This window comes from Moraxella sp. CTOTU47915 (assembly GCF_031986685.1).
GTDB lineage: Bacteria > Pseudomonadota > Gammaproteobacteria > Pseudomonadales > Moraxellaceae > Faucicola > Faucicola tetraodonis.
In genome coordinates this window covers 478,880-501,293 of record NZ_DAMAAE010000001.1, presented here as the reverse complement: position 1 = coordinate 501,293, position 22,414 = coordinate 478,880, and the positions used below count along the sequence as shown (strand labels likewise).

Annotated in this window: 19 protein-coding genes and 1 tRNA gene; 15 read left to right on the top strand and 5 right to left on the bottom strand. The window is 42.3% G+C overall.

Annotated elements, in window-relative coordinates:
* The first annotated feature begins 27 nt into the window (after positions 1 to 27).
* The 7 genes from RTL34_RS02235 to bfr (RTL34_RS02205) all read left to right on the top strand — a co-directional run bounded on the left by RTL34_RS02235 (position 28) and on the right by bfr (RTL34_RS02205) (position 8,148).
* On the top strand, positions 28 to 2,799 hold the full coding sequence (locus tag RTL34_RS02235; RefSeq protein WP_312114209.1) for a nitrate reductase: 2,772 nt from the start codon (positions 28 to 30) through the stop codon (positions 2,797 to 2,799).
* Positions 2,800 to 3,021: 222 nt separating this feature from the next.
* Positions 3,022 to 5,046 carry a TonB-dependent receptor domain-containing protein gene (locus tag RTL34_RS02230; RefSeq protein WP_312114207.1) on the top strand — a complete coding sequence of 675 codons (2,025 nt, stop codon included), beginning with the start codon at positions 3,022 to 3,024 and terminating at the stop codon, positions 5,044 to 5,046.
* A 506-nt stretch (positions 5,047 to 5,552) separates the two neighbouring features.
* Positions 5,553 to 6,218, top strand: coding sequence for a MotA/TolQ/ExbB proton channel family protein (locus RTL34_RS02225; RefSeq protein ID WP_312114206.1), 666 nt, complete (start codon positions 5,553 to 5,555; stop codon positions 6,216 to 6,218).
* Positions 6,219 to 6,265: 47 nt separating this feature from the next.
* Entirely contained in the window at positions 6,266 to 6,667 is a 402-nt protein-coding gene (locus RTL34_RS02220; RefSeq protein WP_138018842.1) for an ExbD/TolR family protein, read from the top strand.
* A 76-nt stretch (positions 6,668 to 6,743) separates the two neighbouring features.
* Complete coding sequence (locus RTL34_RS02215) at positions 6,744 to 6,947, top strand: (2Fe-2S)-binding protein (protein ID WP_007116452.1); 204 nt, start codon at positions 6,744 to 6,746, stop codon at positions 6,945 to 6,947.
* Between the two features lie 215 nt (positions 6,948 to 7,162).
* Entirely contained in the window at positions 7,163 to 7,642 is a 480-nt protein-coding gene (gene bfr / locus RTL34_RS02210; RefSeq protein ID WP_007116451.1) for a bacterioferritin, read from the top strand.
* A gap of 35 nt (positions 7,643 to 7,677) precedes the next feature.
* A complete protein-coding gene (bfr, locus tag RTL34_RS02205) occupies positions 7,678 to 8,148 on the top strand; it encodes a bacterioferritin (RefSeq protein ID WP_224053457.1) in 471 nt (156 codons plus the stop codon).
* A gap of 262 nt (positions 8,149 to 8,410) precedes the next feature.
* On the opposite strand, the gene RTL34_RS02200 is transcribed toward bfr (RTL34_RS02205), so the two are convergent.
* Positions 8,411 to 9,409: a zinc-binding alcohol dehydrogenase family protein gene (locus tag RTL34_RS02200; protein ID WP_312114200.1), complete on the bottom strand. Its 999-nt coding sequence runs from the start codon at positions 9,407 to 9,409 to the stop codon at positions 8,411 to 8,413.
* A 541-nt stretch (positions 9,410 to 9,950) separates the two neighbouring features.
* On the opposite strand from RTL34_RS02200, the gene RTL34_RS02195 reads away from it, so the two are divergent.
* The 3 genes from RTL34_RS02195 to RTL34_RS02185 all read left to right on the top strand — a co-directional run bounded on the left by RTL34_RS02195 (position 9,951) and on the right by RTL34_RS02185 (position 11,921).
* Complete coding sequence (locus RTL34_RS02195; protein ID WP_007116447.1) at positions 9,951 to 10,253, top strand: putative quinol monooxygenase; 303 nt, start codon at positions 9,951 to 9,953, stop codon at positions 10,251 to 10,253.
* Positions 10,254 to 10,934: 681 nt separating this feature from the next.
* Positions 10,935 to 11,618 (top strand): type 1 glutamine amidotransferase domain-containing protein, encoded by a 684-nt coding sequence (locus RTL34_RS02190; protein WP_050323949.1) that lies wholly within the window; start codon positions 10,935 to 10,937, stop codon positions 11,616 to 11,618.
* Positions 11,619 to 11,621: 3 nt separating this feature from the next.
* Positions 11,622 to 11,921, top strand: a complete 300-nt coding sequence (locus RTL34_RS02185; RefSeq protein WP_007116445.1) for a DUF1330 domain-containing protein — start codon at positions 11,622 to 11,624, stop codon at positions 11,919 to 11,921.
* 220 nt (positions 11,922 to 12,141) lie between these two features.
* Here RTL34_RS02185 and RTL34_RS02180 read toward each other — a convergent pair whose 3' ends face one another.
* From RTL34_RS02180 to RTL34_RS02170, 3 genes are all read right to left on the bottom strand, one after another.
* On the bottom strand, positions 12,142 to 12,750 hold the full coding sequence (locus RTL34_RS02180; RefSeq protein WP_312114197.1) for a TetR/AcrR family transcriptional regulator: 609 nt from the start codon (positions 12,748 to 12,750) through the stop codon (positions 12,142 to 12,144).
* A gap of 312 nt (positions 12,751 to 13,062) precedes the next feature.
* A tRNA-Ile gene (locus RTL34_RS02175) sits at positions 13,063 to 13,139 on the bottom strand.
* A gap of 150 nt (positions 13,140 to 13,289) precedes the next feature.
* Positions 13,290 to 14,105 carry a phosphodiester glycosidase family protein gene (locus tag RTL34_RS02170; protein ID WP_284035234.1) on the bottom strand — a complete coding sequence of 272 codons (816 nt, stop codon included), beginning with the start codon at positions 14,103 to 14,105 and terminating at the stop codon, positions 13,290 to 13,292.
* A gap of 299 nt (positions 14,106 to 14,404) precedes the next feature.
* Here RTL34_RS02170 and ndk point away from each other — a divergent pair, with 299 nt between their 5' ends.
* The 5 genes from ndk to RTL34_RS02145 all read left to right on the top strand — a co-directional run bounded on the left by ndk (position 14,405) and on the right by RTL34_RS02145 (position 19,829).
* Positions 14,405 to 14,836, top strand: a complete 432-nt coding sequence (gene ndk / locus RTL34_RS02165; protein WP_050323952.1) for a nucleoside-diphosphate kinase — start codon at positions 14,405 to 14,407, stop codon at positions 14,834 to 14,836.
* Between the two features lie 699 nt (positions 14,837 to 15,535).
* Positions 15,536 to 16,036, top strand: coding sequence for a 2-C-methyl-D-erythritol 2,4-cyclodiphosphate synthase (gene ispF, locus RTL34_RS02160; protein WP_312114194.1), 501 nt, complete (start codon positions 15,536 to 15,538; stop codon positions 16,034 to 16,036).
* Positions 16,037 to 16,207: 171 nt separating this feature from the next.
* Positions 16,208 to 16,546: a Grx4 family monothiol glutaredoxin gene (grxD, locus tag RTL34_RS02155; RefSeq protein ID WP_007116440.1), complete on the top strand. Its 339-nt coding sequence runs from the start codon at positions 16,208 to 16,210 to the stop codon at positions 16,544 to 16,546.
* Positions 16,547 to 16,610: 64 nt separating this feature from the next.
* The gene (gene dnaX / locus RTL34_RS02150) at positions 16,611 to 18,701 is read left to right on the top strand and encodes a DNA polymerase III subunit gamma/tau (RefSeq protein WP_312114190.1); all 2,091 of its coding nucleotides are present in this window, start codon (positions 16,611 to 16,613) and stop codon (positions 18,699 to 18,701) included.
* A gap of 228 nt (positions 18,702 to 18,929) precedes the next feature.
* Positions 18,930 to 19,829 (top strand): LysR family transcriptional regulator, encoded by a 900-nt coding sequence (locus RTL34_RS02145; RefSeq protein WP_007116438.1) that lies wholly within the window; start codon positions 18,930 to 18,932, stop codon positions 19,827 to 19,829.
* Positions 19,830 to 19,933: 104 nt separating this feature from the next.
* On the opposite strand, the gene RTL34_RS02140 is transcribed toward RTL34_RS02145, so the two are convergent.
* Positions 19,934 to 22,249, bottom strand: a complete 2,316-nt coding sequence (locus RTL34_RS02140; protein ID WP_312114187.1) for an esterase/lipase family protein — start codon at positions 22,247 to 22,249, stop codon at positions 19,934 to 19,936.
* Positions 22,250 to 22,414 lie beyond the last annotated feature (165 nt).

The window sequence follows — 22,414 nt, the reverse complement described above, 5'->3', positions numbered from 1 at the left end:
AAATTAAAAATAGTAAAAGGTTAACGTGTGACAACAACTATACAACATTTAGCATCACAAAAATCCCCCCTGACCCAAGTCAAAACCACCTGTGCCTATTGCGGTGTTGGCTGCGGCGTGTTGGCGACGATTGATGAGAATACCCAACACGTCAGCATTGACGGTGATCCAACCCATCCTGCCAACTTTGGCAAATTATGCTCCAAAGGTAAAGCGTTGGGCGATACGCTTGATCGTGACCGCCGTTTGGCACATCCGATGATTCATGGCGAGCCAGTCGATTGGGATACCGCCACCGACTTTGTTGCCAAATCATTGCAACAGATCATTGATGAATATGGCGCCGACAGCGTTATGCTATATGTATCGGGGCAACTGCTCACCGAAGATTATTACGTGGCAAACAAATTTACTAAAGGTTTTTTGGGTACCAATAATTTGGACTCCAATTCTCGACTGTGTATGTCATCAGCGGTGGCTGGCTACAAGCGAGCATTTGGCTCGGACACTGTGCCTTGTAATTATGAAGACATCGAAAACAGCGACCTATTTATCATTATCGGTTCGAATATGGCGTGGTGTCATCCGATTTTATTTGGTCGGTTAAAATCCAGCAAACAAGCCAATCCCAATAAAAAAATCGTGGTGATTGACCCACGAGCCACTGACAGCACCGCGATTGCCGACTTGCATTTGCCGATTCGCTCTGGCACAGATACCCATTTATTTGTCGGACTACTCAATTACTTGCACCAAAACGGCTATGCCAATCACGATTATCTCAGGCATTGTGACAATCTTGCTGATGCGCTTGCAGCCAGTGACAGTTGGACGATTAAAAAAGTTGCCAAAATCTGCGGTGTCAACGAAAGTGATTTAACCGAGTTTTACCAATTGTTTGCCACTACCACGAAAACCGTGAGTTTTTACTCCATGGGTGTCAATCAAGCCAGTAATGGCACCGATAAGGTGAATAGCATTATCAATTGCCACCTTTATACAGGCAAACTGGGTTTTGAAGGGGCAGGGGCATTCTCAATTACAGGACAGCCCAATGCCATGGGTGGGCGAGAGGTCGGGGCGTTAGCCAATCTGCTTGCCAGTCATTTTGAGCTCAAAAACAGCGACCATCGTCAAACAGTAGCCAACTTTTGGCAAGCACCGACTAGTATTAGTGGTAAAGATGGTATCAAGGCAACCCAATGTGCCGATGCTATTTTGGAGGGGCAAATTAAAGCGATTTGGATTATGGCGACCAATCCTGTAGTCAGTCTACCAGAAGCAGACAAATTTGCCATGGCGTTACAGCAATGCCCACTGGTCATCGTGTCTGACTGCTCAAAAGACAGCGACACGCTCGACTTTGCTCATGTGGTTTTGCCCGCGCAAGGCTGGAGTGAAAAATCAGGCACGGTCACCAACAGCGAACGCCGTATCTCTCGCCAGCGCCGCTTAGTCACCCCATTTGCTGATGCCAAGCCCGACTGGTGGATAGTCAGCCAAGTGGCACAGAAAATGGGTTTTGTGGGTTTTGATTACACCCACGACTACCAAGTGTTTGCCGAACACGCTCGGCTTAGTGGCGAGAAGAATGGCGGTGAAAAAAATACAGATAGTCGAAGTTTTAATATCAGTCATTTAGCCAATATTAGCCAAAACGAGTATGATAATTTGGCACCGTTTCAATGGGGTCAACCGCATTATTTTGGACTACAAAAACAAGACGCACACACCACTATCGGCACAACTTATACTGATACCCAAAAACTGCATTTTGTCACCGTTAATCCTGCGGTACCCAAGTCATTGCCTGATGAGCAATATCCACTAGTGCTTAACACAGGTCGCTCGCGTGACCAATGGCATACCATGACCCGTACAGGGATTGCCCCACAGCTCAATCAGCATTTACCGCACCCACTGGTTGCGATTCACCCGAGTGACGCCAAACCTTTGGGTGTACAAAATAACGATTTTGTGCAAATTAACAGTCCCAATGGTACTATCTTAGTGCGGGCAGATGTGACTGAAAAACAACGCCAAGGCGATGTGTTTATACCTATGCACTGGAATCAACACTTTGCCGCCAATGCGCGTGTCGGTAAGCTTATCAGCAATCATCATGACCCCTTTTCACAGCAACCGCAGCTCAAGCACCAACCTGTCAGGCTGCAAAAGCTAACCATGCAAGCATTTGGATGGTTATTGATTGATAAACACTGTGATGAAAACCTGCTAACTTGGCTCGAATCGCCAGATATGACTTATTGGGTGCGTAATCGCCAGTCAAACAGTAGCCAGTATTTTTTTGCCATTGATAATCAGTCTGCGTTTATGACCACTTGGTTTGATAAACAATATTGGCAACAGCAGTTAAGTGTATGGCTCAATCAACCAGCGCAAGCCTACAACTTTGATATTATCCATTATCAACATATTGATACCGATAACACCAGCCAAGATTTACGACTTGCGATATTGCAAAACGGGCAAGTCCATGCGCTAGTATTTTTGAGCACCCACGAGCACAAACTACCTACCCATAACTGGCTTAATAGCCAATTTGGCACAACGCTCGATAGCCATACGCGTAAATGGCTACTAATGGGCAAACCTGCCACGGGTTTTATTGATACAGGGCGGATTGTTTGCTCTTGTATGTCAGTGGGTGAAAATACCATTGTTGAAACGATAAAAAAATATCACTGTAAAACCGTCGTTGAGGTTGGCAAACATTGCAAAGCAGGCACCAATTGTGGCTCCTGTCTAGGAGAGATTAGCAAGATTTTGGCGGGGTGACATTGTTATAACTTATTGAAAGGATTATTGGGCGAACTTTGAGCCACTTTATCATTTCGCTTGATGTTGCCTGATTTTACTTGGTTACTTATTGATAACTAGCGTTAGATATTCAAAAAAAGAGGAGAAGAATTGAAAATATTAATTGATAATGATTATCATTTATATTATTATTCTTGCTGCTTTGTAACAATTGTCTTTTTTTTATATTTGAGTGATTTTATGAATACTGCCAATGCTAGTTTACCGCCGCGCGGTGCTTTGCGCTATTTAAGTCTGTGTGTATTAACCACCCTTTATTCACCGTTGGTAACAGCGAGTGAGCCAGAACCCGTCACTACTTTGCAGACCATTACTTTTAATGCCCGTCAATATACCCCAGCCAAACAAACTGAGAACGTCCGCCATGACAGCTCAGTCAAGGTACAGCAAGCTGATTTACTCAATCAATATTTACCGACGGTTGCTGGGGTGAATGTCGGTGGCACTTCGGGGATGGATCAGCATATTTATATTCGCGGTTTGGGCTCAGACAATGCAGGCAGTGCCTTAAAAATTACCGTGGATGGGGTGCGCCAACCGGAAACGCGCGGCTTTCACCATGCCGGAATTAGTGGACTTGACCCAGATTTGTATAAAACAACAGAAGTGTCAGTGGGTAATAACTCGGTGACTTTGGGCAATAATGCCATCGGTGGCGGTGTGGCGTTTACCACGGTGGATGCACAGGACTTGCTACTACCAGATCAAAAAATGGGGGCAAAAGTTAAACTGGGCTATGCCAGTAACGATCAGCAATTTCAGCGAAGCCTAACGACCTATGCCAAACCCAATGAGCAATTGGACATGATTGTGTCTTATAGTGAGCGTGACAGCGATGGCGGCGAAGATGGCAAAGGCAACCATATCCAAGGTGATGATATTACTATCAAAAGTATACTAGCCAAAGTCAATGTGATGCCGGCAGAAGGTCACAAAATTACTGCCAGTTACCAAAGCTATGACAATGACGGCAACTATCCGTTTCGCCCCAATATCGGCTACCAAGCCAATTTACCCGATAATATTCATCCTGGCTACACCAATAATGAAACCTATGCACTCGGCTATGAATATAAACCGCATAGCAATTTTGAGCTAAACAGCAAAATTTATCATTTAACCAATGAATCGCTGTCACAAGGACTACGCGGAACGACCCCCATGCGTATAGCCACGTCAGGCAAAACCGATGGCATGACGGCAAGTATCAAACAGCAACTGACGCAACATCATGGTGATCATGCTTTGACCCATACGCTCAACTATGGGGTAGAAGGCTATAAAAAATCAGCGACCTTAGAGAGTAGTGATATCACAGAAGACGCTACCAGCGTAGGGGTGTACTTACAAGACCGAATCGAATTGGGACGATTTGCGCTGACGCCTGGCGTGCGCTTTGACCACTATAAGCCATCAGAGCGCTTAAGCAGTGACGACTATAATCAACTGTCGGGCGCAATAGCAGGGGAATTTAAACTAACGCCAAACCACAGCTTATTTGCCAGTTATACCCAATTGTTTAATGGACCACCCTTGCCAGAAACCATTCACCAATCTGGGCAAACCTTCGTCAATAAAGACCTCGAAGCAGAAACAGGCGCAAACGCAGAGCTGGGGATTAGTAGCCGTTTTAGAGGGGTGTTTGACAGTCAAGACAGTATGTCGCTGACAGCGAAAGTCTTTGATACCCAGTATGACAATAAAATCGACCGCATAACAGGCGTTGACTGTGCCACAGGTAACTCAGTGACAGACGGGCAATGTGCTAGCTACATCAATGCCGGTGAAACTACCATCAAAGGCTACGAGCTGAGCGCAAAATATCGGCTAAATAATATGCGCTTGAATGCAGGCTACGCCCATGCCAAAAGTGACACCGAGCAAGGATACCAACTCAACAAAGACTCAGGCGATCAGTTAAACCTTGGCTTTAATTATGACATTAATGATAAATTCAGCCTTGGAAGCGCCATCCGCCATGTCAAAGGTTTAACGCGTCGCACCAGCGCTACTGCCGTCGCTGATTTGCCAAGTTTTACCACCTATGATGTATTTGGTAGCTATCGTCCAAGCACTTTACCACAATTAACTGTGGATGCTGGCGTGTATAACCTTACAGATGCCTACTACTATGAGCACGTATCCAATACCGGTGATAAAGCCATGGGACGCAATGTCAAAGTAGCGCTAAGTTATCAGTTTTAAACTCAATGGGTGATAACCATCAGCATGATGGATTGCCCATTGCGGTTTAATATTTTCATAAAATATTGCAGAAAAATTTTAATTATGTCTAAAATCCAATTTTTTACTCGCCCTACTTCCACAAGGTTTGGCGGGGTATCAAGACAATTGCCTAGGGTCTTCATCGGTGTAACCGAAAACGGCATTTTGCGTAAGGTAGTCATCCTACTCGATACTGTAGGTTATCAATAACCTTGTGCTAGTTTTGCCCAAGGTAAAGCTAACACAAAGCGAAGATAAAAAAGTATGAGGTTTTAAAGTTACTTAATTTTAAAGTTACTTTATCTTAAAGTCATTTGATTTTAAAATTATTAGATTTTAAATTTGCTTAAATTAAAGTCGTTGGATTTTATTGTAAAGTCGCTGGTTAAATTAAGCCTAATTTTTAATATTTTTGTTGATAATGATTATCATTTATACTAACATTTAAAGTTAGTTTTTATATTTATCGTGTTATAGGAATGATTATGGATTTTGCAAATTACTGGCAATATACAGATGTAGTGACCAAGACGTTATTTTTTGTGTTAATTGTTTTATCGATGCTGTCTTGGATTACAGGTATTTTACGTATCTTAAATAGCCAAAAAATTGCTAAGACAGTGTCGCAAGATTTGACTCAGCAAATTGACCAACAGCAATCTCAACTCGCCACCTTATCTCTAGACAATCAAAAATTGGTCACTGAGCAGCAGTTACTGCAACAGCTCAATCGCTACCGTTTTGCCAGTGAGCAGGGCTTAAATATCCTTGGCACGACCGCTGCCATTGCCCCTTTTATTGGGCTATTTGGTACCGTGTGGGGGATTTTTCATGCCTTAGATAGCATTGCTAAATCAGGTCAAGCCGGACTTGGTCAAGTCGCAGGACCGGTTGGGGAGGCTTTGATTATGACTGGGCTTGGGCTTGCGGTAGCGATTCCTGCGGTCATTATGTACAATGTCATAGTACGAATCAATCGCAAAGCCATGCACCAAGCGAATGACACGGCGCATACCTTGCTTGCCAATGTGTTAATGAATTCTTCCAGCCAAGTTACGCAAACTAGTTTAGCCGCTCAACCTCATTTGCAAACCAGCTCGCAGCCCAAGCAACAAACTAACGCCGCTGACTTAATGCTGAAAAACGCCTAACCTTGACCCATCGCTAAACAGATAAATGAATAAACAGGGAATAACTTATGGCATTTCAACTCGGTGATGACGCTTCGACGGGCATGAATGAAATCAATCTGATTCCACTGATTGATATCATGCTGGTATTGATGATTATTTTTTTGGTGACGGCAACGGTAATCAATCCCAGTGTACCGCTAAATTTGCCCAAAACCTCAGCACAAGTCAATGAAGCCCCGCCCAAAGTGATACAAGTAAGCATTGATAAAGATGGCAAGATTTTTTGGGATGATGCCAGTATCAGTTTGGCGCAATTAAACACGCGCTTTGCCGAACAAGGCAAATTAAGCGAGACCCCAAGCATTCAGCTGCGCGTCGATAAAGACAGTCGATATGATAACGTCGCGCAAATCCTAGCAACAGCGAGCGAAAACAAGCTAACCAAGATTGCGTTTGTCAGTGAATAACCTGATTGATAAAATTTTTATTGATAATAAGAATAATTATCATTATTATATAAGAAAATCTATCAACGAGGTGCGTATGTTTGTGTGTATCTGTAATGCTGTCAAAGAAAGTCAAATCAAAACAGCCATTGAACAAGGTCATGACAGCTTAGAGGCATTACAAGCTGAGCTTGATGTGGCTACTTGTTGTGGCGGCTGTCAGCCAATGATTGAAGGTTATCTCGAAGAGTACGCCCAGAGCATCAATAACTATACGCACCTATTTATTGAAGTTGCCTAATGTATTAACGTTGCCTAGTTTATTAAGTTGCCTAATGCGCTGTTAGCGTACACACCCAAGCTTATTCATTAAGCTCATTAACTTAGATTAGTCCATGAGCGTCTGGTAAATAATGTAAATTATTTGCTGCGGTGAATTGTTTTTAACGTCACTTTAATTTAGTATTTCAGATAATACCCAACCTTTGTTTCTGTTCATTTTTCAAGGATATACCCATGAAAGGCAGCCAAGCTGTTATTGATTATCTAAATTTCTTAATTAGTGGTGAACTGGGGGCTCGTGACCAGTACTTTATTCATGCGCAAATGTATCATGAATGGCATTATCCAAAACTTCATACGCGTATGCATCATGAAATGGAAGAAGAAAGCGATCATGCGCGTGCTTTAATCAATCGGGTGTTGATGCTAGAAGGCACACCCAATATGAAAGTTGCCGATATCAACATCGGTCATGATGTGCCAAGTATGCTAAAAGCCGATCTTCAGCTTGAGTATGCGGTTCGTCAACATCTTAAAGACGGCATTGCGCTTTGTGAGCAAGAGCAAGACTATGTAACCCGTGAGATTTTGGTCGCCCAATTGGTCGATACCGAAGAAGACCATGCGCATTGGTTAGAGCAGCAGCTAAGACTGATTGATATGATGGGACTACCTAATTATCTGCAATCTCAGCTCGGTGATATCTCTGAATAAGGCGACCAAGCACTAAGGCAACTAAGGTAAACATTATGCAAGTCGATAAAGAAATTCTAAGGGCGCTAAACCAAGTTTTGGGTCAAGCACTGATTGCTATCAACCAATACTTCTTACACGCGCGTATCGCCAAAAACTGGGGACTAAGTGAACTTAACGAAAAATTGTATCATCAGTCGATTCATGAGATGAAATGGGCAGATGACCTCATTGAGCGTATCTTAATGCTAGATGGTCTGCCAAACTTGCAAGAGCTTGGCAAAATTTTAATCGGTGAAAATGTCGCTGAAATTTTGCGTTGTGATTTGCAATTAGAGTATCAAAAAACTGACATCATCAAAAATGCGATTGCTTTATGTGAGCAGCAGCGTGATTTTGTCTCTCGCAAATTATTGGTCAAACTCAAAGACGGGAGTGAAGAGCACATTGATTGGCTAGAAACGCAAATGGAACTAGTGACCTCGATGGGCATCGAAAATTATACGCAAAGTTTATTAGATTCATAAAGCGTCTCAGCGTGTCGGAATAACTGTATGAACCATCAATATGCCCAAGCCGCGTTGATTTCTGTCATCTCTATACTGATGGCATGGCTTATCATCATCTTAGTGGCAGTGATTTATTGATTATCGTTTTAGTTGTCGAGTGTGGCATATTAGCATAGCCAAGATGATGGGTGATTTCGGCTAGCAGTTTTCGTTTTGCCAGCCGTTTGGTGAGTTACTTTAAGGGGCTTTTTTACCCAAGATATGTTCTACAAAATGCGTGTTAGAAACCTTCTAGTACAATTTTGCCTTTTGACTTGCCTGATTCAAGTAGCTTATGTGCCTTCTCCAAGTTTGCAGCGTTAATTTTGCCTAAATTTTGGTTGAGGGTACTTCTAATTTTTTGCTGGTCAACTAATTGGGCAACCTGTTGCAACAGTTCACCTTGCTTTTCGATATCATCGGTTTCATACATTGAACGGGTGAACATCAACTCCCAATGGATAGAAATAGATTTAGTCTTAAACGGCATAATATCAAAGGTTTGTGGATCATCGATCAATCCAAGCTTACCTTGGGGTGCAATCAGAGAAAATATTTGCTTGATATAGGTGTCTGTATGATTGGTAGAGAAGACATATTTGGGTTTCTCAATGCCTAGTGCTTCGATTTGTTCGTTTAAATCTTTGCTATGGTCGATGACATGGTCGGCACCCAGTGATTCCACCCAAGATTTCGTTTCTTCACGTGACGCTGTGGTTATCACGGTCAGATTGGTTTTTGCTTTTAGGAGTTGGATAGCGATTGAGCCTACACCGCCTGCACCACCAATAATCAAAATACTGCCAACTTCTGTTTCTGAAATTTGAAACCGATCAAATAACATTTCCCATGCGGTGATAGCAGTTAATGGCAATGCTGCGGCTTCTGCATTAGATACTGTAATGGGTTTAAGACTGATGATGCGCTCATCGACTGCTTGAAACTCAGCATTACTACCATCTCGGGTTAAATCGCCCGCATACCAAACACAATCTCCTACTTTAAACGAGGTAACTTTTGAGCCAATTTCGATAATTTCCCCAACGGCATCCCAACCTAAAATACGATTATTTGCTTCAGACGAATTTTTTCTCACTTTGGTATCAACGGGGTTCACAGAGATTGCCTGAACTTTTACCAGTACATCACGTTCCTTAAGCGTAGGCTTCGCTTTTTCAATATCTACCAATGAATTTTTAAAATCATCATGGTTATTTATAACATACGATACGGCTTTCATAGATTTGTCCTTTTGTAATAGTGGATTTAATAGCGGGTTAGTTTAATTAAATGCAGTGTTTTTAGTGTATTGCAGATAGGCTGGCTTGGGTCAGTCAGTCTAATCTGATAGAATTAATGAAAGATAGTCGATATTCTGAGTCTATGCTAAAGGTGCAAGGTCAAGGGCGCTAGTTAAGGTCATAGCTTTTGCGCCTGTGTTTTCGCCAAAAATAGCCGTTGGTAAAATGCCGTCATTTATTGTTGTACCAGTGTACCCAATCAAAGGTGGCGAGTGCAACATCATTTACACCTTATCACTTATGCTTGTTTCTTTGTTATGGTTAAAGCAAGGTTATAGTTAAAGCACAAGCATAAAGGAAGTAATATCAGTATCAAATTTAAGCTGATACAGACATTCCCCACGACCTAAAGCATAAATGTTTATGTAACCTTTATACAACAAAGCTATGCGCTAAAGCCGTTTGACATGAATATAACAGTGGTTTAGACTCAATTTTGATGCTAGTCAATGTCGGCTAGTCAATATTGGAGTATTAGTGATGGTTAAAACCGCTTTATATGTCCGTCTTGAAGCTAAACCAGGTAAAGAACAACAAGTAGAAGATTTCCTAAAAGCTGGTCTGCCTATCGTCAATGAAGAACCTGCCACAGTTGCATGGTTTGGTCTACGCCTTGGCCCTTCAACCTTTGGTATTTTTGATGCATTCCCTGATGAAGCAGGTCGCGAGGCTCATTTATCGGGCAAGGTTGCCGCCGCTTTGATGGCCCAAGCAGATGAACTATTTTCAGAACCGCCTTCTATTGAAAAAGTAGATGTATTGGCAAGTAAACTACCAGCTTAGATTGAAGCCCAATTCTCTTGAGCCTAAGCCTCTTAAAGAGCTGCCTAAAATATTAATTAAGAAGCAGCTCTTTATTATGATTATATCACTTCACTTAAATCAGTCACTTAGCTAATCGGTCATCCCATACTGTGTCATTGACGATTATTTGACTATATATATTCAATTACAATATTTTCTTAACTTGCTGATAGCAAGCAATGTGCAAATTTAGACTTTGCGCTATTTAACTATTTACCCTGCAATTAATCATACCGCTTTGTTGTTTTAGTCATTACCAAGGTTTAAATCAGGTTTTAAGCTAACTATCTTACTTACAAAAACTGCTTTTCCCGATGGATTAAATTTTATTATTTACACTATCAATAAATCTACACTACAAATAAATAGACGACTGGTCTATTTTTGTGTATAGTGACGGCATGATGACAGCAAAATCCCAGTGTTGACTAGCGTTGACCAATGTTTGCAGTATTGAGTAATTTTTTAAGTTTGTTGGACGGATAATGTTTGCCTAGATATCAGTCGCGCAATCTTTTTCAATGCTATTAGTCAATGCTACCAATCAATGCTATTAAATAAAGGATTGATTTGCTCGGCATCTTGTACATTGCGCACACGAATTCCTACTGTGCTCATGTAGCAATAACCCGAATTCTAAAAACTATCAGAGAAAATAACATGAAAATTTTACTTGTTCTGACCTCACATGACAAACTCGGCAATACTGGTAAGAAAACAGGTTTTTGGCTAGAAGAACTTGCAGCACCGTATTACACCTTTATTGATGCGGGTGTTGAAGTTACCCTAGCATCACCTCAAGGTGGGCAGCCACCGCTAGACCCAAAAAGTAACTTAGCCGATGCACAAACTGAAACCACGCATCGCTTTGAAGCAGATCCCGTAGCTATGCAAGCATTGGCACAGACCCATAAACTTAGCGAAATTTCTATCGCTGATTATGATGCCGTGTTTTACCCAGGCGGGCATGGTCCATTGTGGGATTTGGCAGAAGATCCGATTTCAATTGCTCTGATTGAACAAGCGATTGAGTCAGGAAAACCCGTTGCTACAGTTTGTCACGCCCCAGGGGTTCTTCGTCATGTAAAAACCAGTGATGGCAAGCCTTTGGTCAGCGGTAAATCTGTGACAGGTTTTACCAATACTGAAGAAGAAGCGGTAGGATTGACCGAAGTTGTACCGTTTTTAGTCGAAGATATGCTCAAAGAAAAAGGTGGTCATTATTCTAAGGCGGGTGACTGGCAAGTGTATGTCCAAGTAGATGGCTTGCTAATTACTGGACAAAATCCTGCCTCTTCTGCTGCAACCGCCAGCGCACTACTTGAATTGTTAAATAAGGAGTAGCCCATGTCTGCGTATGTGGTATTTACCCGTGAGCAAACTACGGACGCTGAGGAACTGGCGCAATATGCACAAAAAGCGCCGCTTGCTCGGGAAGGTCGTGAGCTAACACCCTTGGCTTTTTATGGTCAATTAGAAGTGCTTGAAGGCAATGAAATTGAAGGCGCTGTTATTCTACGCTTTCCTGATATGGCAGCCGCGCGAGACTGGTATAACAGTCCCGTCTATCAAGAAGCATTACAACATCGCCTAAAAGGGGCGAATTATCGTGCCTTTATCATTGAAGGTGTTGAAGACGCTATTTAAAAAAAGCACTTTAAGAAAAATCACTGCTATCAGATGTACTAACCTACAAGTTAGTACGTGAGTGATACGCATTGCTATCAAGTTGGTGTCATAGCAGCCCAGTCATACTAATGATTGGGCTACCATTACAATTTTTGCAGCTATCATTGTCGTGAAGCCAAGATAGTGAAGCTAAATTATTGAGGTTAGGTTAGTGGGATTGAGCCAGCAAAGTTAACTTTTAAGACTGTCCACGTTTTAATAAAAACGCTGTCGCTTTTAGCGCTTGATGTAATGGTGTTTTATCTTTTTGCAGCTTACTTAATAACGCTGCACCCATCCACATTTGGTAAGTCACTTGGGCTACCGTCAAGGCATCAGTATCTGCTTGGATAGACCCATCTTGTTTGCCCAAAACGATGACTTCAGCAATCCGCTGAATTAACTTATCGACGCCATCGGACATAATAGCGCGCATATCTTCAGATAGGTCAGCGACTTCTGCAGCAAGTTTTACAATTAAACAGCTATCTGCCCAACTACATGGCGCATCAGGATCTTCAATCCACAGGTTAAAATACCCGATTAGTTTTTGATAAGCGGATTGGTCGCTACGCCATAGTTCATCTAAACGGCGTTGGTAATTATCTACATAATACTGTACCAATTCACAGCCGAAAGACTCTTTAGATTTGAAGTAATGATAAAATGAACCTTTAGGGATCTCGCAGCTTTGTAAAATTTCTTGTAATCCCACACCGCTAAAACCTTTATGCAAAATCAGGTCAGAACTGGTGTTAAGAATGTGTAAGCGTTTTGCTTCAGACTTCTTGATAGGGGCAGACTCCATAGTTATTGTGTACGCTATTATAAAAAATAGACCAGTCGTATAGTTTTTATTATAACTTATCTACAATGAATGTAAAGACGTTTTCATTGAATGTGTTAACTATTAACATCAATAATTCAATATAAAACAAGTATTTATATAAAATTAGATAGTGATTAGGTGATTGATTCAAACAGTCAAAACCCAATCACATGAGTATGGATTTAGAAGTATGGTTTTAAAATAGGGATTGACGCTAATTGCTATTTAATCATTGCAAGCTAAAAAATAAAAAACCACTGAGGTTTAATGTACCTAAGTGGTTGTTTTATATGGTGGGCCCACACAGACTTGAACTGTGGACCAAAGGATTATGAGTCCTCTGCTCTAACCAACTGAGCTATAGGCCCGAAAGGGTAGTGTCACAAATATTGCCAAGCAAATTTGTCAAAACTAGGCTGATTATAATACCTTAAAAAATTATTTTTGCAATGTGGAAATGGATAATTTTATGCAAAACGCTGATTAAATCAGCATAAAATTGTCTCACCGAATACGCATTATTTGTCTTGTGTCACCGCAATCATCACACCCATATATTTATTGTCATTGCGTGACAGCGTCTGACTATACAATGCCGAGGCACTACCGCCATCCAAAAACAACGCATTGTCACAGCCCAATTGCGATTTGAACAAATCGGCAAACTCATAAAAGCTGACAGGGGTATCGCTTATCACAAATTTGACGCGGCTAGGATTGCGACCACACACGCCAACACCATTGCGGTACTTTCTCGAGGTACTATTGGCATCAAATGCTGCATGGATGTTGCCATCGATGACTAGCATGGGTCCAGATTGGGTGGCGAAGGTCGGTTTTGCACCGCTTGCCAGTTTTTTTGCCATGCTTTGACTTTCAGTGATATAAAAACCTTGACTGTCTTGCCAAAATACCCCGTTGGGCATTAGGTGAAAGTTGCCGCCGCCCTGCTTGAGATTTAGGGCTCGGATTTGCTTGCCATTGATGACCGTGTACCCAATCGGCGCAAAGTTACCATCGTACATCCCTGCGTTCATCGCAAACAACAAGGTTTTGGCAGGTTGCTGGCTTGCCAGATAATCGTGCAGGGCAGTAAAGGTGAGTAATAATGGGTGGCTCGTGGACGAGGGATTTTGCCACTGCAGTGAAAAATTCGCCACGTTTTTAGCATCAAGCTCGCAGATACTATAGTCGAACGGCTGGTTTTTGCGCTGACAATCTGGCACGGCTTTGACAGTAAACTGACGTGCCAAACCGATACTTGCCACCAATAATAGCGCCAAGCATAGGCTGACAACAACCACTTGTGTTTTTGTGATATTTGAGAGCGTCATACCATTGAGAAAAAATTTAAGCTATTGGCTATTATACCATTTGCGTATCACAGAATATATCCGCCATTTATTACAAAAAACTTGTTCAACTTGATATTCTAGCAATTTCGACTTAACAGTGATGAATTAAACTAGTTTTTGCCCTCAATATCATTATAATAGGCAACTAAGAACAGCCCCCCGCGTTTATTCAAATCTTCAAATCGCGATTTGACAGAGCCATCGGGCAGGGTACGGGCTGTTTTTACATTTTCTCACACTTAAAATCATAATCCCCTTCAATTTTAAAGGAATTTAACATGGCCATTGAACGCACGTTATCAATTATCAAACCCGATGCAGTCGCAGGCAACCACATTGGCGAAATCTACAGCCGTTTTGAAAAAGCAGGCTTAAAAGTTGTGGCAGCAAAAATGTTGCATTTAGATAACGAAAAAGCAGGCGGTTTCTACGCTGAGCACAAAGAACGTCCATTTTACAACGATTTAGTATCTTTCATGACTTCAGGCCCAGTGGTGGTATCAGTACTTGAAGGGGAAAACGCAGTGGCTCACCACCGTGAAATCATGGGCGCTACCAACCCAAAAGACGCCGCTGAAGGCACGATTCGTCGTGACTTTGCTAACAGCATTGATGAAAACGCGGTTCACGGTTCAGACTCAACCACATCTGCAGCCCGTGAAATCAGCTACTTTTTCAATGACAATGAAGTTTGCCCACGTACGCGTTAATCTTAACATAACAAAAAACGGCTTAAATTTTAAGCCGTTTTTTTATTGCCTATCACTCAGATGATTTATCATTAAAAAGCAGCAATGCAAAAATAAGGATGCAAAATTAATATTAATAGTTTTATTAAGGAAACTAAAGAAACTTAATTTAACAATTCATAACAAAGAGCACATAGAGCACCGGGGCAAATACGCTAAAATAAATTCAGAAGGATATAAAAAACACAAATTTTTTTGATTAGGATAAAAAGAAAAAAAGCCATAATGTAGTATTATGGCTCACCTAAGCAGGACAAAGAAGAAGAAAGAAACAATAAAAATAAAAACAAGTAGTGCATTACCCACTCCCATCAAGTTCCCCACTTGATGGGTTTATTTTTATATTATATAACGTTATATAATAAAATACCATAGCAATTTACTAGGATTTATCAATTTTTTTTAAATAATATAGGCTAACTTGTTTAATAGCCGATTTTTATGCTATGTAGCGGTAGCGCCAGCAATGGGGTATTAAAAGTTGCTATTCACAAGTTGTTTTTCCCAATTTGCTATTCCTAAGTTACTAGTCTAAGCTGCCTAGCTACTTGTAAATCATGCTTTAACCGTTAAAATAGAGACCGATAAAATAGACACCATTAAACCAAACAGAATAGCCTACCAAAATCACGACAGTAAGATAAAAAAATAGGATTAACCATGATAAGAATCGGTCAGGGTATTGACGTCCATGCCTTTGTTAATGACGGCACAGAAAACCAATTCATAACATTAGGCGGGGTACAAATTCCCCATACCCACAGTTTGCTTGCGCATTCTGATGGCGATGTGGTGCTACATGCGTTGTGTGATGCGTTGCTTGGTGCATTGGCACTTGGCGATATTGGGCAGTTTTTCCCAGATACCGATGAGCGTTTTCGCAATATAGATTCGACCATTTTGCTAAACCAAGTGTACCAGTTTATCCAATCAAAAGGCTTTGCGCTTATTAATGCCGACATCACTATCATGGCGGAGCGTCCAAAACTATTGCCTTATCGTACCGAGATTCAATCGCGTATTGCCGGTGTCATGGGCTGCGCGATTGACCAAATCAGCGTCAAAGCCACCACGACTGAAAAGCTTGGGTTTACCGGTCGTCAAGAAGGGATCATGGTAAGCTGTGTGGTGTTGCTTGAACAAGTGACTTCATCAAATTAATGGAATTTGCGGGTGATTTTGCTGCTGACTTTTTTGGGGTGGGCATCTTGAATGTTTACTTTCAATAACCATTATAGCGTATAATAGCAACCCTGCACTCATTATTAGTGAGTCAAATTCTAGCTGCGAAGATAGCGCTCTACTTTAAAGGGCTTGATAAAGGAATTTCATATGACTGATATGAACCAAACTGACATCGAACAAACCATCCGTGACCAAATCGCTCAACACAGCGTATTGCTTTACATGAAAGGCACGCCACAGTTTCCACAATGCGGTTTTTCTGCGCGTGCGGTGGATGTGCTAACCCAAATTGGCCGCCCATTTGCGTTTGTCAATATTCTTGAAAACCCAGAAATCCGTGCAACTTTGCCACAAATTGCTAACTGGCCAACTTTCCCACAATTATGGGTGGCAGGTGAGCTGATTGGCGGCAGTGATATTATCTATCAAATGTTCCAAGACGGTGAATTACAACCCCTAATTGAAGCCAATAGCCCAGCGGTTTAGTTTTACTACGAGTGGGTTAAGGTTATTTCTTTTTTAACGTTTTTGTTGTCATGTATCCATAACCATGTATCAAGTCCTAGCACGCAAATATCGTCCAAAAAACTTCCATGAGCTGCTGGGACAAGAACATGTGTCCAAAGCATTAATCAATGCCATCCATAACCAGCGCTTGCATCATGCGTATCTATTTACGGGTACGCGAGGGGTCGGCAAAACCACCATTGCGCGTATTTTGGCAAAATGCCTTAACTGTGAGACAGGGGTGACAAGCGAGCCTTGTGGCGTATGTACTGTATGCCAATCTATCGATAGCGGTCGCTTTATTGATTTGATTGAGATTGATGCGGCATCACGTACCAAAGTTGAAGATACCCGTGAATTACTCGACAACGTACCCTATGCTCCAACGCAAGGTCGCTACAAAGTCTATCTAATTGATGAAGTGCATATGCTATCGACGCATAGTTTTAATGCGCTACTCAAAACCCTCGAAGAGCCGCCAGCGCATGTTAAGTTTCTGCTTGCGACCACAGACCCACAAAAACTGCCCATTACCATCATCTCGCGTTGTCTGCAATTTGTACTCAAACCTTTGCCGCAAGTCGCGCTCGCTGAATATCTTGGCACGATTCTGAACAAAGAGCAAATTAGCTACGAGCCTGATGCCTTATGGCAGCTATCGAGCAGTGCCAAAGGCTCCGTGCGCGATGCATTGTCACTGACAGATCAAGCTATTGCGTTTGGCAATGGCAATGTCACAGATGAAGTGATTCGCCAGATGCTTGGTTTAATTGACCAAGCCGATGTCATCGCTATCCTTGCCAATATTTATCAGCAAAATACCCAACAGTTGACGCAGGCCATTCAGCTTCTGCGTGAGCAGGTGGTGGATGCCAAAGCCGTATTTGACAGGTTGGCTGAGACGCTGCATCAATTGGCTATTTTGCAGGCCTTGCCAAATTTTGATTTGCAAATCAATCGCCAGCAAAGCGAGCAATTGCAACAACTGGCTCAGCAGTTACCCGCAGAGCTATTACAACTATATTATGACATTGTGGTAAAAAGCCGTGAAAACTTGGCATTAGCCAATACGCCGATGCAAGCGCTAGAGATGTGTTTGCTCCGCTTGATGGCGTTCAAGCCGCTGCATCGTAATCAAATCCCGCTTCGTCATCCAATCGCTAGTAACCCTGATTCTCAAAGTCCTGATTCTCAAAGTCCCGATTCTCAACTTGTTGACACAACGCCTAGCGAATCCATGCAAGGTGAAAAGTCTTCAGTGGTGGCTGAAGATAGCTTACAAGTAACCTCCGAGCAGAGTGATAACAACTTATCGGATAACAATCTGCTCAAATCTGCGCCAAACGTTGATAGCATTGAACAAATCATTGAAGAAAGCATTGAACAAGGCATTGAACAACAGACATTTGATGATACCCATTTAATATCTAACGATACAACCGCGGCAAGTACCACCGCAGGGCAAACTCCAACCAGACTAGACGATGCCAATCGCTTATCTGATTTGCAATCAAGCGATAGTCATCATGAAATTACTGCGCCAGACATCGTTGCAGCGTCTGGCAACACGCCTAGCATTGTCACAGAAGATAGCGCATTGATAAAAAACAATGCGCCAGCGCCAGTTACCAATGTTAATGTTGACCATTCCCACCACACTATGGCGGCAGAGGGGAGTGATATTGCTAATGTATCGCCCCTGGCATTACTCAAACCCACTCATGTAACCCTTGAAGGCGAGTGGACACCTGCCAAATGGGATTATTGGGTGTTTAATGCCCGTGAGCAAGGCTGGCTCGATGAGGATGAATTAGTGCTTGCCAAACGTGGAGTCATGACCGGCGAGATTCATGGGGTCAGCCAATTTGTCACCGAACAAAACTTTTTGACCCATACCGCAACTTTTGATAATTTTTGCCAAAAACTTCGACAGCTTTTTGAGGGTATTGATATTCGTTTGGCGGAGTCGGCAAGTAATTTTCAAGCGCTAGAGAAATTAAAACCAGAAGCATTACAAGCGGCTCGCGAAAAACTAGCGTTACAACAAGCTACCCACCAGCTTGAACAACAAGCAGTTACGCAGGCACTGTTGCAGCAACACGCCTCGATTAGCTCTGTTAAGTTAATTCAATAAGTCAATTTAATTTATATAAATTCTAATTTTTACTTTTTTAACAGACGAATAATTGAGGGAAACCAATATTTGTTAAGAAAATCAATAGAATACAATATTAAATAATTGAAAAAAATATTAATAATTTTAGTTAATAAATCCCGATGTCGTTTAATTTATCTTGCTAATAACGTATAATACATCAGCTTTTAAAAGTGACTTTGATTAAGTGATAAAATTGGGTGAAATATGCTTGATAATTTAAGAGGCATGGCGGTTTTTGCAAGTGTTGTACGTCATGGTTCATTTAGTGGTGCTGCAAAAGAACTGGGCATAACAACAAGTGCGGTTAGTCAACAAATCCGCTCGTTAGAAAACGATATGGGTGTGGTGTTATTGCATCGCTCAACTCGTAAGTTAAGCTTAACAGAAGCAGGCACTAGTTTCTATGAGAGTGCCAAAGATGTGGTTGCGGCAGCCGAACAAGGTCGTATCCGTGTCAATCAATTACGCGATGAGTTAGCAGGGAACTTACGCATTGCGACCACGCCAGAATTGGGTGTGAATCATATTTTACCGGCGCTGTCGACTTGGATTTCGGCGCATGATGATTTAACCATCCATTTTGAAGCGGACAATCAGTATGTTGACTTGATTGAAGAGCGTATCGATATCGCCCTTCGGATGTCACCAAACCTTAATGACAGTAGTTTATCAGCGTTCCCTTTGACCGAGATACGTCAGCTGCTGGTGGCTTCACCGCATTTTTTACGTCAAAATGAAAAATTGACCGAGCCAAAAGATTTGGCCAAACTCAATATGATTGGCATTAGTCTTATCAAAGATCCCAATCAAGTTGATATGATCAATGTTGAAACAGGTAAAAAATCACGCGTGCGTATGCCAACGCGTATTCAAACCAACAACATTATGCTTGCCACGACCCTTGCTAAAGAAGGGCATGGCGTTGCCCGCATCATGTCACTGGATATCCAAAAAGAATTGGCAAATGGCGATTTGGTGGAAGTATTGCCAGGTTACCAATTACCAAGTTATATGCTGTATGCGGTAACACCTAGACATGAACAACAACCTGCCAAGGTGACGCGCTGTCTTGAAGTGTTGACCAAGTATTTTGCTAAAGTTTAGCGGTTGGACTGTCAGCAGTAACAATAATTAGTAGCAAAAAACAATTTAATAAAAAAGCGAATAGTGAAGGCTATTCGCTTTTTTATTGATGCTGATAGTGGCTATCAAGGCTGTCTGTCAGGTGGCGCTTGGGTGACACCATAGCGAGTAAGTTGTTGATGTAGGATGCGACGTAACTCCAAAATCGCCTGCGGGCTGGTATGGACATTGTGACGACCGGTAAGCACTTTTTCAGATTCCACGCCTTCTAAATGCGAGCTGTTGTACGGCACAATACCATCGGAGACACGGTCGGTTGCCCCATATTTCACCGATTCTAAGAGTTGCTTTTTCTCATCCAGACTTTGTTTGGCTTGCGCCAGACTCGTGGTGTTATACAGATTGGTCTCTGTGGCGGGTTTCACGGTCGCGGTTGTATTGTCATTTTTCAAAGATGTTATGGATGCGGATACATCATCAGTAGTGCTATTGGCTGCCTTAGCGGTAAACTGATTGAGCGCATTGGACAAATCCTTATCATCAGTGGCGATGATGTTATTGACCGCAACATTGGGCGCGATTTTGACATCTGCCGTTAATTGGTTAAAGTAAGAGTGGCTGCTCAACTGGCTGGCGCCATTTTCCAAAAATAGCTGTGCCAGCGGATTGCTTGAAACCACCCCTTCAGTAAATAACGAATTTAAATTGCTATACACGGTGCGGATAAACCCTGCCGGTAGCGAGATGATACGGCGCAAACTGCGAGTAAACCAGCGATCGGCATAATCGGTACCGCGAAATGGTGAAGAGATAAAAATCGCGCGATCGACTTGCGGCAGGGCTTGAAGTTTAAAGCGGTCACTGAGCGTTTTGTTTTGTGCATGACGGACAAATGCGGCGTAGTCCGCTGAAAAATTATTTAGCTGTGAGTAATTGGCAACCAGCGATTCGACTTTGGGCGTCAAGTCATCATTTGATACCAACAAACGCCCAATCACCCCACCCATACTATGACCAATCAGCACCGCATGTTGACTGGCAACGTCCTGCTGCTCAGGATCGACGGTTTTAAAAGCGCGTTCAATCAAGTCATAAATTTGGTGGCGGTTTTCCAGCATCGGGATATTGGTTGGATAAAAAATCTGCCAAACTTGGAAATTTTCGCGTAGTTTTGGGTCATTAAAAATGTCATTGGTCAGTCCAATCCAAGTTTCGGGACTCGATGCCAACCCATGCATCATGATAATCACGCGTTTATTGGGATTGTATGGCTCAAGCATAAATAAATGCGGCTGGGTCTGCTGATACGGCGAGGAAAACATACTAAAATAGCTGATATTGCCTAGGCGATTGTCCTGTGACCACAAGCCGTAGGCTGCCGAAAAATTCGCCGATAGCGCAAAATCTTTGTTGAGTATAGAGACGCTTTTAAACTGATAGGGATCATAAATATTGAGCGAAAAATCGGTGGTTTTTTGTACCTCATCAATGGTATTGCCTTTGGGCACTATCACCGCAGTCATAGGCAAATGTCCTGTTTGGTGGATACGCTCTTCTAGCGGTGTATCATTGGCATAGTGTTGCAACAAGTCAATAATCACCGCCGTATTGATGCGACTATTGAGTAGCGCCACGTAATTGATGCCAAAGCCGTCTCGGCGACTGATGGTATTAAATTTTGATAAATCAATCTGGTAGCTTGAAATCAGCTTCATCGATGCTGACCTTTGGGTAAACGGCTGTCCATTGATATTGATACGCAGGTTGTTGCGAGTGATTTGATAATTTTCTGCTATTTTTTGATGATACAAGTGCTCCCCCAACGCATCGATGGCAGCGTAATACAAATCCTGAATTTGGGTGTCGCGTTCTTTTGGCAGATAATACAATTGTGACGGTTGTTGATTGACGACAGTTGGATTGAGGATATCGTACATCAAATAAATGTAAGAAAACCGAATCGATTGCAGCATATCGTCTTGAAAGGCAGTGGTACAAGAGATTTCATCGGGTTTGGGCGCTACAACGTCGGTCTTGCCAACCAAATCTTTGGCATAGTCTGTAGCCAAATCTTTTGGCGGATTGGTACAAGTTTTGGCTTGCTGGCGCTGCTGGGCAGAGGCGTAAAACAGCTCACTAATTGCGCCATAAATCCCTTTATCGGTATTAAGATCTGCTTGCTTGAGCGTCACTACACAGGCAGGCATATTTGCCAAGCATTTTTCTTCATCTAAACCTGCCTGCACTAAACGGCTTTTGGTGTCAGAACTCAAGCGGCTGCCCGATAACACGCTGACGCGCTGATCCATGATGGCTCTTGCAGTATTGCGGCTACCGATTTTGGTGGTGGCGCAGCCAGTAAGGGTGATGATAGCAACCAATGTCGTTGCAGTGATTAGAGGCGTTTGACAAAATCTAGTCGATTGGTTTGTGAGCGGCATGATGATTTACTCGGCTAAAAGAGCAAAAAGGGAGACAGCAAAAAAGGTTAGCGCAAAAAAGTTACATATCGTTGAATGACAGCATGAAAAAAATCACCATGCTAAAACGCAATTAGCATGGTGAATTAGCATGGTGACTTAGCAGTGATATTAAACCACGGCTAG

Bases quoted from the DNA above. Each gene is read 5' to 3' on its own strand.
- RTL34_RS02195 (WP_007116447.1), top strand. From the start codon at position 9,951: ATGGTTAAAACCGCTTTATATGTCCGTCTTGAAGCTAAACCAGGTAAA.
- bfr (WP_224053457.1), top strand. From the start codon at position 7,678: ATGCAAGTCGATAAAGAAATTCTAAGGGCGCTAAACCAAGTTTTGGGT.
- RTL34_RS02170 (WP_284035234.1), bottom strand. From the start codon at position 14,105: ATGACGCTCTCAAATATCACAAAAACACAAGTGGTTGTTGTCAGCCTA.
- RTL34_RS02220 (WP_138018842.1), top strand. From the start codon at position 6,266: ATGGCATTTCAACTCGGTGATGACGCTTCGACGGGCATGAATGAAATC.
- RTL34_RS02215 (WP_007116452.1), top strand. From the start codon at position 6,744: ATGTTTGTGTGTATCTGTAATGCTGTCAAAGAAAGTCAAATCAAAACA.
- dnaX (WP_312114190.1), top strand. From the start codon at position 16,611: ATGTATCAAGTCCTAGCACGCAAATATCGTCCAAAAAACTTCCATGAG.
- RTL34_RS02225 (WP_312114206.1), top strand. From the start codon at position 5,553: ATGGATTTTGCAAATTACTGGCAATATACAGATGTAGTGACCAAGACG.
- RTL34_RS02230 (WP_312114207.1), top strand. From the start codon at position 3,022: ATGAATACTGCCAATGCTAGTTTACCGCCGCGCGGTGCTTTGCGCTAT.
- ndk (WP_050323952.1), top strand. From the start codon at position 14,405: ATGGCCATTGAACGCACGTTATCAATTATCAAACCCGATGCAGTCGCA.
- ispF (WP_312114194.1), top strand. From the start codon at position 15,536: ATGATAAGAATCGGTCAGGGTATTGACGTCCATGCCTTTGTTAATGAC.
- grxD (WP_007116440.1), top strand. From the start codon at position 16,208: ATGACTGATATGAACCAAACTGACATCGAACAAACCATCCGTGACCAA.
- RTL34_RS02145 (WP_007116438.1), top strand. From the start codon at position 18,930: ATGCTTGATAATTTAAGAGGCATGGCGGTTTTTGCAAGTGTTGTACGT.
- RTL34_RS02185 (WP_007116445.1), top strand. From the start codon at position 11,622: ATGTCTGCGTATGTGGTATTTACCCGTGAGCAAACTACGGACGCTGAG.
- RTL34_RS02140 (WP_312114187.1), bottom strand. From the start codon at position 22,249: ATGCCGCTCACAAACCAATCGACTAGATTTTGTCAAACGCCTCTAATC.
- bfr (WP_007116451.1), top strand. From the start codon at position 7,163: ATGAAAGGCAGCCAAGCTGTTATTGATTATCTAAATTTCTTAATTAGT.
- RTL34_RS02190 (WP_050323949.1), top strand. From the start codon at position 10,935: ATGAAAATTTTACTTGTTCTGACCTCACATGACAAACTCGGCAATACT.
- RTL34_RS02180 (WP_312114197.1), bottom strand. From the start codon at position 12,750: ATGGAGTCTGCCCCTATCAAGAAGTCTGAAGCAAAACGCTTACACATT.
- RTL34_RS02200 (WP_312114200.1), bottom strand. From the start codon at position 9,409: ATGAAAGCCGTATCGTATGTTATAAATAACCATGATGATTTTAAAAAT.